The organism is Veillonella parvula (assembly GCF_032577575.1).
GTDB lineage: Bacteria > Bacillota > Negativicutes > Veillonellales > Veillonellaceae > Veillonella.
Genome location: NZ_JAWFVO010000001.1, coordinates 69,045 through 80,873, shown reverse-complemented (window position 1 = coordinate 80,873; position 11,829 = coordinate 69,045). Strand labels below are relative to the sequence as shown.

At 37.6% G+C, this 11,829-nt stretch carries 10 protein-coding genes; all 10 read right to left on the bottom strand.

What is annotated here, in order from left to right:
• Positions 1-22: 22 nt before the first annotated feature.
• The gene (locus tag E7K77_RS00365; protein WP_287512489.1) at positions 23-634 is read right to left on the bottom strand and encodes a CpsD/CapB family tyrosine-protein kinase; all 612 of its coding nucleotides are present in this window, start codon (positions 632-634) and stop codon (positions 23-25) included.
• 1 nt (position 635) lies between these two features.
• Positions 636-2,081: a GumC family protein gene (locus E7K77_RS00360; RefSeq protein ID WP_325305781.1), complete on the bottom strand. Its 1,446-nt coding sequence runs from the start codon at positions 2,079-2,081 to the stop codon at positions 636-638.
• A 150-nt stretch (positions 2,082-2,231) separates the two neighbouring features.
• Complete coding sequence (locus E7K77_RS00355) at positions 2,232-4,058, bottom strand: polysaccharide biosynthesis protein (RefSeq protein ID WP_325305780.1); 1,827 nt, start codon at positions 4,056-4,058, stop codon at positions 2,232-2,234.
• 37 nt (positions 4,059-4,095) lie between these two features.
• A complete protein-coding gene (locus E7K77_RS00350; RefSeq protein WP_325305779.1) occupies positions 4,096-4,839 on the bottom strand; it encodes a polysaccharide biosynthesis/export family protein in 744 nt (247 codons plus the stop codon).
• Positions 4,840-5,246: 407 nt separating this feature from the next.
• Complete coding sequence (locus E7K77_RS00345) at positions 5,247-5,957, bottom strand: ABC transporter ATP-binding protein (RefSeq protein ID WP_325305778.1); 711 nt, start codon at positions 5,955-5,957, stop codon at positions 5,247-5,249.
• Between the two features lies 1 nt (position 5,958).
• Positions 5,959-6,720, bottom strand: a complete 762-nt coding sequence (locus E7K77_RS00340) for an ABC transporter ATP-binding protein (RefSeq protein WP_298713045.1) — start codon at positions 6,718-6,720, stop codon at positions 5,959-5,961.
• An 11-nt stretch (positions 6,721-6,731) separates the two neighbouring features.
• Positions 6,732-7,742, bottom strand: coding sequence for a branched-chain amino acid ABC transporter permease (locus E7K77_RS00335; protein ID WP_008713655.1), 1,011 nt, complete (start codon positions 7,740-7,742; stop codon positions 6,732-6,734).
• Positions 7,742-8,623 (bottom strand): branched-chain amino acid ABC transporter permease, encoded by an 882-nt coding sequence (locus tag E7K77_RS00330; protein ID WP_012864168.1) that lies wholly within the window; start codon positions 8,621-8,623, stop codon positions 7,742-7,744. The genes E7K77_RS00335 and E7K77_RS00330 overlap by 1 nt, the downstream gene beginning before the upstream one ends.
• Before the next feature lie 14 nt (positions 8,624-8,637).
• Positions 8,638-9,786, bottom strand: coding sequence for an ABC transporter substrate-binding protein (locus tag E7K77_RS00325; RefSeq protein ID WP_120054626.1), 1,149 nt, complete (start codon positions 9,784-9,786; stop codon positions 8,638-8,640).
• Positions 9,787-9,907: 121 nt separating this feature from the next.
• Positions 9,908-11,827, bottom strand: a complete 1,920-nt coding sequence (locus E7K77_RS00320) for an ABC-F family ATP-binding cassette domain-containing protein (RefSeq protein ID WP_287525325.1) — start codon at positions 11,825-11,827, stop codon at positions 9,908-9,910.
• Positions 11,828-11,829 lie beyond the last annotated feature (2 nt).

Genomic DNA, 11,829 nt, shown 5'->3' with positions numbered 1-11,829 from the left:
AATATTGATTAAAGCAGTTATATTAAGCGTCAATTACTATAGATCCTAAAAGAGAAATACCTACTTGTGAAAGCCGTTTCTTAGCTTCAATCAAATCTTTTGGACTAGCTACTTCATTTTTAACAACTAGCACTACACCATCTGATTTTTCTGCCAATACAACAGCATCTGTAACAGACAATACGGGTGGTGTATCGATGATAACCACATCATATTCATCACGTACATACTCAAAAATCGCAGGTAATTTGCTAGAATCTACAATATCAGATGGATATTCAACAACTTCACCCGCCGTAAGAACATCCAAATGAGGCACTACATTACGATGAATCGTCAAATCTTCATCCATCACCACCGCATTTGTAAGGCCCTTATTTTGTACATTAAAGGCTATATGTTGTGTTGGATTACGTAGATTACCATCTACTAGAAGAACTTTATTATTATTTTTAGATAAAGCTAATGCAGTATTAGCGGCCACCTCAGAAGTGCCTTCACCATTAGTGGCTGCAGTAATACAAATAAGCTTACACTTATGTTGGTTACATACATATTGAAGATTGCTACGCAATGTACGGTATGCTTCCACAAGTGGTGTATCACCACGTTCATTAGAAATTAGTCTAATCATATTAACCTCTCACTTTGCGCAACAATGCTACGAAACGATTACTAGGCTCTTCGTATTCTACTTCTTTATGATTTGGAATCACGCCCAAATTTTGAATGCCAAGGATGTCATTAATCTCTTGTACAGATTGGACTTTACGATTACCGAAGAATTGGACCAATGTATAGAGACAACCAAAGAGGACCCCTAAAATGGCAGCGCCTAATAAAATAAGTACTTTACGCGGCGCAATTGCTTTTTCTGGTAATGTTGGAGCATCCACAATTTGAACTTCATTTGGTACCATAACCTCTGCTACCTTCGCTTCTTCTAAGCGAGTGGATAGCATTTGATAGATATCTTGTGCCACATCTACATCACGTTTTGCTTGGATATAACCGCGTTCTTTTTCAGGTAATCCCTTTATAGCTTCTTCGTTTGCTTTATCTAACTCAGCTAATGTAGATTGTTTACCTTGAGCTACAGCTAATGCAGCTTCATTTTTGAACTTATCCGCTAGCAATCCTTGTTGTGCAGAGTTGCTTGAAGGTGCTTGTTGAGATGCAATGGCATTGATTTCAGCATTTAGACCACTTTTAGCTTCTTCAATTTGTTGATTAATTTCTTTCATCGCAGGATGTTCATCAGTATATTTACCAATATAAGAAGCTTTACGAGATTCTAAATCTGCTAACTGACCCTTGTAGGCTTGAACCGTAGCACTATCAGCGATGCTTTTACCTGCAGAACCTAATTGCTCATTGATACTGCCAAGTGCAGCTTGTGCCGTTTCTAAATCGAGTTGATTTTGACCCTTCTCACGATCAATTAGAGTAATCTTATCAGTTAAGCCTTTCATCTGATCAGCTGTAGAGTACACCTTATTATCTACTTGAAATTGTTGCAATTTATTTTCTGCTTGCTCTAATTCAGATTTCGCAGTAACAACGCGTTTTTGTAAGAATTCACGAGTAGTTCGTTGTTCAACATGAGAAATTTCGGCAAGACGTTTTAAGAAGGTATCAATAAGTAATTGATTAGCTTCTTGTGCTTGCTCAGGACTCTTACCAGTTACGCTTACTTGTAATAACTCGGTTTCTTTATACGGTTTAGTTTCAATGCGAGTTTTAACAAAATCTTCATATGTTGGCGCATTACCAGTACCTTCAGGATCTTCTATAGCAGTAATTACTGGCTCTACTACATTACGACTTTTTAAAATTTCTGCATCTGTGTTCATCAATTGACGAGACATAGAATCAGAATAGGCATTAGCACTAGATAATACAGAATTACTCAAACCTTGAGCTTGTTTAATGCGTAACATCGATGTAGATTGATATGTAGATGGTGCAAGAAAGGCATACGCACCACCTAAAACCATACATGCTACCGTAATATTAATAATTTTACGGCGCTTTTTAATGAGGACTCTGCCCACCTCTTTTAAATCAATAATTTGTTCCACCCATATACCCCTTTCTGTAAAAGTATACAAACAACAGGGTCTCTCCCACTTAGAATATTAACTGTACCTAACCCTCTCAATAAAGGCATAATGTATCAAAATTAAAATAGTCTTATACATATATCGGGTAATAAATGTATCGTCCATGACCTATACATTATGATTTGGATCGTATGTAGGAATAATATCCTGCAATACATTAATTACATCTATATCAGTTTTACATGTATCAAAGCGCTCTATTTCACGACTCAGCCATTCTTGATCAACATCTTCTAGAGCTGCTTCAAAAATTTTCTTATGCGTAGTAGTATTCGTACCTTCTCCGGCAGTTAATAGTTCTTCATATAACTTTTCACCTGGACGTAAGCCAGTAAATTCAATACGAATATCCTTATTAGGCTCAAAGCCAGAAAGGCGAATCATATTCTTAGCCAAATCGACAATTTTAACCGGTTCACCCATGTCCAAAAGGAACACTTCTCCTCCATTCCCCATGGCACCAGCTTGAAGTACTAATTGACTGGCTTCAGGAATAGTCATGAAATAACGTGTCATTTCTGGATCTGTAACGGTTACAGGACCGCCTGCTTCAATTTGTTTACGGAATAAAGGAATAACTGAACCACGGCTACCAAGTACATTACCAAAACGAACTGTTATAAACTTAGTATCATATGTGTGATTCATACCAAGTACAACTTTTTCAGCAACCCGTTTTGTAGCGCCCATAACGCTAGTTGGATTCACCGCTTTATCCGTGGAAATCATAACAAATCGATCTACCCCATGAGCTCCGGCTACATCCGCAACATTACGAGTACCATAAATATTATTTAATACCGCAGCAATTGGCTGGATTTCCATAAGAGGCACATGTTTGTGAGCTGCCGCATGAAATACTACATCAGGATTATAGTTTTTGAAAATTTGTTCTAATTGATTCTTATCGCGAATATCTGCAATGATTGGAACCAAGGTATCTTGGGGCGCAATATTGCGCAATTCTTGATGAATAAGATAAATACTATTTTCACCATGACCTAGAAGCAATAGCTTTTTAGGCTTTACACGTAAAACTTGACGACAAATTTCAGAACCAATAGATCCCCCTGCACCAGTAACTAAAACCACTTTATCCATAAGATATGTTTCAACCTTGGACGTGTCGAGCTGAATCTCATCACGCTCCAACAAGTCCTCGATTGAAACAGGATGTAAATGAGATACAAGAACTTCATCATCAAGTAATTGATACATCCCCGGTAAAATATTGATTTTACATTTTAAAGGAGAACAGATTTCCATGATTTCTTGAATAATATCTCGTTTCACGGAAGGCATGGCAATAATAATTTCTTCTACCTTATACTTAGCAACTAATGCTGGAATATCTTCACGATTACCGAGAATTCTAAAACCATTCATAAGACGATTATGTTTAAACATGTCATCATCAACATAACCAATCACTCGACGAGAACGCTTATGATATCGTTCAATTTCACGAGCTATAGTTGCACCTGCATCACCGGCTCCTATGATCAATGTATTCACTTGGCCACTTTCACCATCGTCCCCACTGCTATAGTGAAGTGCCACATAATGAAGCAACATACGTCCCATACCAACAGCACCTGTAGTGAGGAACCATGTAATAAAATAGACAGAACGTGGTAATGACTTACCAAATACAAACATAGAGGAATAGAATAAAGCCGTACCAATTGTAGTCGCTACAAATACTGCTAATACCTCTCGCATCCCTGCATAGCGCCAAATACGTGTATATAAATGCATTATCAAGAACATCAACATATACGAAATAAGTAATAACGGAAGTGCATCCACCATTTGATTAATATATTGAGGTTCTATGTGTCCATCAAATCGAATAAAAAGACTGATAAAAGCAACGATTACAATCGTCACAATATCGGTAATAAACAATATGGATGGTAATAAATATGAACGCAAAAAAACGCCCCCTTATATGATAGATATCGCCTTATCTTTAATCCTTACCTATTCGTGATACCATATAAGCCCCTGTTAAGATTGGAGCAATATCACGAGCAAAGTTGATACGACTATTCTTAGTTAAGTAAAGAATATCACCTTCACGCATGATGTAGTTTTCAGACATATCTCCAGTTTGTAAAATACGATTTAAATTGATAAGAATCGGTTTCTCTGGATTATCTTGATGAATCAAGTAAATTTTCTTCTTTGCTGTATCCCAGTTAAAACTACCTGCAGCCCCAATCGCATCAATAACTGTACTAGATTTAGTCAACGTATAGGCGCCAGGCTTATTAATTTCACCAAATACATATACGCGAACACCGCCCAATTTCGATACATTTACTGTGATATCAGGATTAATGATATAACGAGACAAACCTTGCTGTAATTCAGCTGTAAATTCATCTACAGTTAAGCCATCTGCTTTTACAGCACCAACCATAGGAAACGATACATATCCATCTGGTCTGACGGTATACACAATGTCATTACCATTACGTGTACCAAGCTCTGCCTGCTGAACCACTTGAATATTCAGTTCATCGCCTTGACGCAGACGATATTCTTTATCAGAGCTAATTACAGATGCACTATTTTCCAATGGTGCATGGCCTTCCATTTGTCCATTCTTAGCATTATAAGGCTGATTAGTATTTATATTAACTGGTGCAGCCATAGCCATTGTTGTAGTACATAAGAATGTAGCCATCATCATATACTGTTTCTTCTTCATACTTACCTCTTTTTTATTCAACTTATTTAATTCATCACTTAATTATTGATGTATCTTATATCTAAAAAATCAGTCATGCTATTTTATCATTTTTTTAAATATACTTCTACAAATCTAGTATCTTCCAGGCGAACTTCATATAATCTTCAACAACAATTCCCTAAAAATACAGTATTTTCAATATATGTTCATTAATTATTATTTGCTTTTTTCATTCTTAATTCACTAGATTTATTATTGATTATTTTAAAAATAATAAAAAATTTATAAACTCACTTCATTATCAGCTCACATAGTGCTGCTATTTCTATCAGAATTAGTGATAAAAAATAAGGTGTATATACTAGAAATCTAGTATATACACCTTATTCAAAGTTTTGACAATAATGATCGCTTTATATAATTACTTATTCAACACGACCGCCTAAATAAGCTTCCATAACACGAGGATTATGGCGAACTTCATCAGCAGATCCAGATAATACCATTTTACCAGTCTCTAAAACATACGCATAATCAGCAATCTTCAATGCTTGACGTACATTTTGTTCTACTAAAAGAACTGTTGTTCCATCGGCACTAATTTCTTTAATGGTTTCAAAAATCTCATTTACTACTAAAGGCGCAAGCCCCATAGATGGTTCGTCTAGTAATAACAACTTTGGACGAGCCATAAGTGCACGGCCAATAGCTAGCATTTGCTGTTGACCACCAGATAAAGTACCACCCAATTGATAGCTTCGTTCATCAAGAATAGGGAATCGTTTAAATACCTTTTTGATATCTGCTTCGATTTCTTTATCTTTACGTGTATAAGCACCCATTTCAAGGTTCTCATAAACACTCATATCTTGTAGTATTTGACGCCCTTCAGGAACTAAAGAGATACCATTCTGTACAACTTGATGAGTTTGACAACTCGTAATATCTTGACCTTCAAAAATCACTCGACCAGATGTGGGTTTTACAAGTCCCATAATAGTCTTCATCGTAGTAGTCTTACCAGCACCATTAGCACCAATAAGAGATACAATCGAACCTTGTGGAACCTCTAGGCTTATATCTTTTAGGGCTGTAATATGTCCATAACCAGCCACAATATTTTCTAGTTTTAACATATTACACCTCTTCTTTACCTAAGTATGCTTCAATTACAGCTTCATTATTTTGAATTTCTTGAGGTGTACCTTCGGCAATTTTCTTGCCAAAGTTAAGTACTACCAAACGATCACAGATATTCATCATCAATTCCATGGCATGTTCAATAACCACAACGGTAATACCTAGATCACGAATCTTGCCAATCAATTGACGCAAAACTTCAGTTTCACTATCATTCATACCGGCTGCCGGTTCATCAAGCAAGATTAACTGAGGATGTGTCGCTAAGGCACGGGCAATTTCAAGACGACGTTGCTTACCATACGGTAATGATGTGGCAACCTCTTCCGCATCTTCTTCAAGCCCTACAAGCTTTAAAAACTCATAGGCAATACCACGGCAACGTTCTTCTTCAATACGTTGACGTTTTGTTTTCAAAAAACTAGATAAGAAGCCAGAGCCAGTACGACAATGCATACCGGTTAAAACAGTTTCAAGAGCTGTCATATTGCCAAAGAGACGAATATTTTGGAATGTACGAGCAATCCCCATTTCAACAGTTCTATGAGGCTTGATGCCTACAACAGACATACCATCAAATACAATTTCACCAGAACTTGCAGGGAATACACCAGTAATCAAGTTGAAGAGTGTAGTCTTACCAGCACCATTTGGGCCGATAACACCAAATACCTCACCTTGTTTAACACCAAAGGATACACCTGTGAGAGCTGCAACGCCACCAAAGCTTTTACTTACTTCATTTAATTCTAATAGCATTCAGTTCCCTCCTATCCTTGTTTTTCCTGTTGTTTACGCTTATATGCTTCAAAGCGTTCTGTTAATACTTGTGATTCTGGAATATATGGAGCTTTCTTAAAGCCTAATTTACGGCTAATTTTATCCACCATGGATTCTGTTAAAATACCATCTGGACGAACAGCCATCAAGATTACTAGCAAAGCACCATAAATAATATCGCGATAGTCGGATAAGAAACGCAATACTTCTGGTAGTAATGTAAGAATAAAGGAACCTAGTACGGAACCCCATACTACATTGGAACCACCAAATACAGGGAATAACAAAATTTGTACTACTTTATGGTAGCTGAAATCTGTAGGATTAATAAAGTTTGTAATATGCGCATACAAACCACCACCAATACCAGCGATGAAAGCGCCGATAATAAAGGCCATCATCTTGTAGTATACAACGTTGATTCCCATCAATTCAGCTGCATGATCATCAGCCTTAATCGCTGCAAAGGCACGACCCACACGGCTATTATTAATCCGTACACAAAAGGCGATAATCAATACTAAAATAGCTAACAAAATAATAATAGCCATTAGATTGCCCCATGCAACAGCATCAATGCCCATTAAACCATCGAGATCAAATTCATAGGCATAATTTGTCAATTCTTGAGGAATGGATGGAATACCAGAAAGGCCTAATGCACCATTTGTAATATCCAAATTCAAGAAAATAACACGCACAACTTCGCCAAATCCAAGTGTAGCAATGGCAAGATACAAACCTTTAAGACGTGTTGTTGGCAAACCGATAATAACAGCCACAAGACTAGCAACTAAGCCACCAATAATAATGCCTACAACGATAGGCAAATCAGCTTTCAAAGAAAGAATAGCGCCTACGTATGCACCAACACTCATAAAGCCAGCAGCCCCTAAAGAAAGCTGTCCACTTGCCAGTGTGAAATAAATTGAAATACCCATGATGGCATTAATGATGAAAAACATCACGATCTGTAGATAATACGGGTTTAATAATTCCATTACGGTCTACCCCCTTTATCTTTAGATCCAAACAAGCCTTGTGGGCGCCAGAATAATAATAGGATAATGAGACCAAAGGCAACAGCATCACGGAATGTAGATGCACCATAAGCAACAGAGAAGATTTCTGCTACACCTAAAATAAAGCCGCCAACCATGGCGCCTGTAATATTACCAAGACCACCTAAGATAAGTACTGCCAGACCTTTAAAGCCTATAATAACACCCATAGTAGGCTCAATAGCATTAAAGGACAAGCCTACCAATACACCTGCCGCTGCACCTAAAGCAGATGCAATCATAACAGTAATAGATATAATCATTGTTGGATTGATACCCAAGAGAGCTGCTGTTTCCGTACTCATGGATACAGCGCGAATAGCCTTACCAATCTTAGTTTTCTTAATAACTACATTTAAAATCAGCATTAGCACAACAGAAACGCCTAAACCAATAATTTGTACCATAGAAATTTTGAAAGCTCCAAAGTCGATTAGGCCACCAATATAGTCTGGTGGGAATGATCTAGTTTGAGGGCCCCAAAGCAATAATGCCAAACTTTCAAGGAAAATAGAAACACCAATGGTACTAATAAGTGGTGCCAAGTGAGACACCTTTTTCTTGCGTAGTGGACGAAGCGCCACAAATTCTAAAAGATAACCGAGGATAGCACCTACAGCCATAGCTACGATAAGGGCTACAAAAATGTTAACGTTAAAAATTGTTACCATAAAAAGACCAACGAAGGCACCTATCATAAAGATGCCTCCGTGAGCCATGTTGATAATATTCAAAACACCGAACACAAGTGTTAAGCCAATAGCGAGTACAGCATATAAGCTACCGAGGGTTAACCCGTTAACTAATTGTTGTAAAAACACTATACTACCTCAACTTATTTTGTTAATGCGTCAAATTGACCGTTTTTAATTTGTAATACTTGAACTTCCATGGAAGGATCGCGTTTTTCGTTGAATTTGAATTGGCCAGTTACACCAACGAAGTCAGCAATATTTTTCAATGCTTCCCGGAATTTTTCGCGATCTGTTGTGGACCCTGCTTTTTTCAAAGCTGTTTCATAGAGATATACTGCATCATATGCTTGAGCAGCGAATTGGTCAGGTTCTTTACCGTATTTTGCCACATAGGCTTTACGGAAATCTTTAACCTTTTGGTCTTCTTTGTTAGGGAACCATGGCGTACCAACAATAACACCGTTAGCAGCATCGCCAGCAATTTTAATGAATTGTGGGCTGTTGAAACCATTGGAGCCAACTACAGGTTGATTCATACCCATTTCACGCATTTTTTTCATGATTAATGCGCCTTCTTGGTAAAGAGAAGCAACTACAATTACATCAGGTTTTGCTTGTTGAATTTTAGTCAATTGTGCAGAGAAGTCAGTATCTTTATCTGCAAATGTTTCAGTATCAACGATTTGTACACCTTCAGATTCCAATGCTTTACGAGCTGTATTATTTACAGATACCATTTGGTCATTGTTGTTAGAGTACATGATAGCTGCAGTTTTGAAGCCTAAAGTTTTATGTGCTTCTTTAATTGCAGTATCTACTGCCAAGGATTCAGGTACAGCATTACGGAAAATGTAATCGCCGATATCCGTAATACCTTCAGCCGTTGTAGATGTACCAAGCGCTACTACTTTACTTTTGTTTGCTACAGGCCCCGCAGCCATCATTTCACCAGATAACATAGGTCCAATAACTGCTACCACTTTATCTTTTGCAATTACTTTGTTCATCGCATTGATAGCTTCGTTTTTATCACCTTTAGTATCTTCTACTAATAAGTTAATTTTTACAGCATTTGCATCAGCATTGATTTCGCTTACTGCCAATTCAGCACCAGCTTTAATGGATTCACCATATGCTGCCGCACCACCAGTTGTTGTTGTTAATAATGCAATTTTAGCTTCATTGCTATTTGCACTACCTGCATCTTTATCGCTACCACAACCAGCAGCAATTGCCATTACACCGGCAAGGCCAAAAATGGCCGCTTTTTTTAACATGGATTTATTCATGTTACACCCTTCCTTCAAAACATAAAACTTTAAATCTATACCTATATTATGAGAATATAAAATAGTTTGTCAATTAAAAGATAATGATTTTAATTCCCTAATAATATATACATTAAATAAGTTATTCAGATAGACGTTCCCACTTCTTATACAAGGATTCCAACTCTGTCTGAGTCTCTTCGATTTGTGTGGAAATTTTGGACATTTCATCTAAATCTTGTTGTACTACAGGATTAGCTAATTGCACCTCATACATCTTCATCGTCGCCTCTAAACGAGCAATTTCAGCTTCTACCTCAGCCAATTGTTTTTCTACCATATAAGCATTTGGCTTCTTCTGATTTTCCTCCGTAGTTTCTGATACTGAAAGCATTGACTCATTAATAGGAGTAGCTTTACTATCACGCTTACTGCTATCAGAGTTTTTCCCATTAGCCAATGCTAATAAATCTTCTTGCTCTTTCAGCTTTTCCTTATAGTATGAATAATTACCGAGATACTCTGTAATTTTACCTTCATCTAGAATTACTGTTTTTGTAGAAACTTGATCCAAGAAGTATCTATCATGAGAAATAATAAAACAAGTCCCTTCAAATTGTTGCAATGCTTCCTCTACAATTTCTCGTGTAGGAATATCTAAATGGTTTGTCGGTTCGTCTAAAATTAGAAAATTATCTCCTTGAAGAAATAATTTAAGCAAAGCTAAACGAGCGCGCTCACCACCAGATAATTCACCTACTAGCTTAAATACATCGTCCCCTTTAAACAGGAAAGCCCCCAGCACATTACGAGCCTTATCCTCGCTGTAGTTAAAGTGATTCATGATCTCTTCCACTACCTGCCAAGAATCATGCAATTCTTCGTGTTCTTGTGAGAAGTAACCGACTTGTACGCGATTGCCAATATCCACATGACCAACTTCAGGGAATAGTTCTCCTACAATGGTTTTCACCAGTGTAGACTTACCCGCGCCATTAGGTCCAATAAGCGCTACTGATTCACCTCGTCGAACAACTAGAGAGATATCATCAATAATGCGACTTTCACCATATCCGACAGATAAGTGATCTAAGACTAAAACCTTATCAGCACTCATCGCAGCAGGAGGAAAAGAAAATTGTAAATGATGTGAAGTAACAGGTGCCTCTAGCCGCTCTAATCGATTTAGTTGAGACTGACGACCACGAGCCATTTTAGACTTGATACCAGCGCGGTATTTATCTATATAAGCCTCTGTTTTCTTAATATACTCCTGCTGTTTTTCATAGGCCACCATATCAGCCTTTAAACGTTCATCACGTTGTTGAATATAGCGACTATAGTTACCACGATAGGTTGTAGCCTTGTGATTATCTAACTCCACAACACCTGTGACGATACGATCTAGAAAATATCTATCATGGCTGACAATGAGAATACCACCTTGATAGGCAGATAAGTACCCCTCTAACCACTCCAGCATATCCATATCTAAATGGTTAGTCGGTTCGTCTAAGAATAAAAAATCAGGACTACGTACTAACGCTTTAGCTAAATTGATACGCGTTTTTTGACCACCTGAAAAAGCATTAGCCGGCTTATCTAAGTCATCATCAGTAAAACCAAGACCATAGACTATGCGCTTTGTCTTTTGCTCGTAGTCATAACCACCTAGCCATTCTAGACGATTCTGTAAATAATCTAAGCGTTGTAAATCCGATTCGCTAGCCTCTTCGGTTTCCAAGCGACTAGTGAGCTCTTTTAATTGTTTTTCCAATGCATGAACATCAGCCCAAGCCTTTTCGATTTCCGTAGCAAGGCTATCATCTCCAAGATTTACATCTTGTTGTAAATAGCCAATACTAGCAACAGGCGACTTGACTACATTACCTTCATCGAGTTCTTCATACCCTAATATGCACTTTAACAAGGTAGATTTCCCAGCCCCATTAGGGCCTACCAATGCGAGTCGATCCCCTTCTTTTATCTCAAAAGACACATTGGAAAATACTTGGCGCACTCCAAATGATTTTCCAAGGTCTATCATTCGAATGCGTTCCATTC

Bases quoted from the DNA above. Each gene is read 5' to 3' on its own strand.
- E7K77_RS00335 (WP_008713655.1), bottom strand. From the start codon at position 7,742: ATGGAATTATTAAACCCGTATTATCTACAGATCGTGATGTTTTTCATC.
- E7K77_RS00325 (WP_120054626.1), bottom strand. From the start codon at position 9,786: ATGAATAAATCCATGTTAAAAAAAGCGGCCATTTTTGGCCTTGCCGGT.
- E7K77_RS00340 (WP_298713045.1), bottom strand. From the start codon at position 6,720: ATGCTATTAGAATTAAATGAAGTAAGTAAAAGCTTTGGTGGCGTTGCA.
- E7K77_RS00320 (WP_287525325.1), bottom strand. From the start codon at position 11,827: ATGGAACGCATTCGAATGATAGACCTTGGAAAATCATTTGGAGTGCGC.
- E7K77_RS00345 (WP_325305778.1), bottom strand. From the start codon at position 5,957: ATGTTAAAACTAGAAAATATTGTGGCTGGTTATGGACATATTACAGCC.
- E7K77_RS00350 (WP_325305779.1), bottom strand. From the start codon at position 4,839: ATGAAGAAGAAACAGTATATGATGATGGCTACATTCTTATGTACTACA.
- E7K77_RS00365 (WP_287512489.1), bottom strand. From the start codon at position 634: ATGATTAGACTAATTTCTAATGAACGTGGTGATACACCACTTGTGGAA.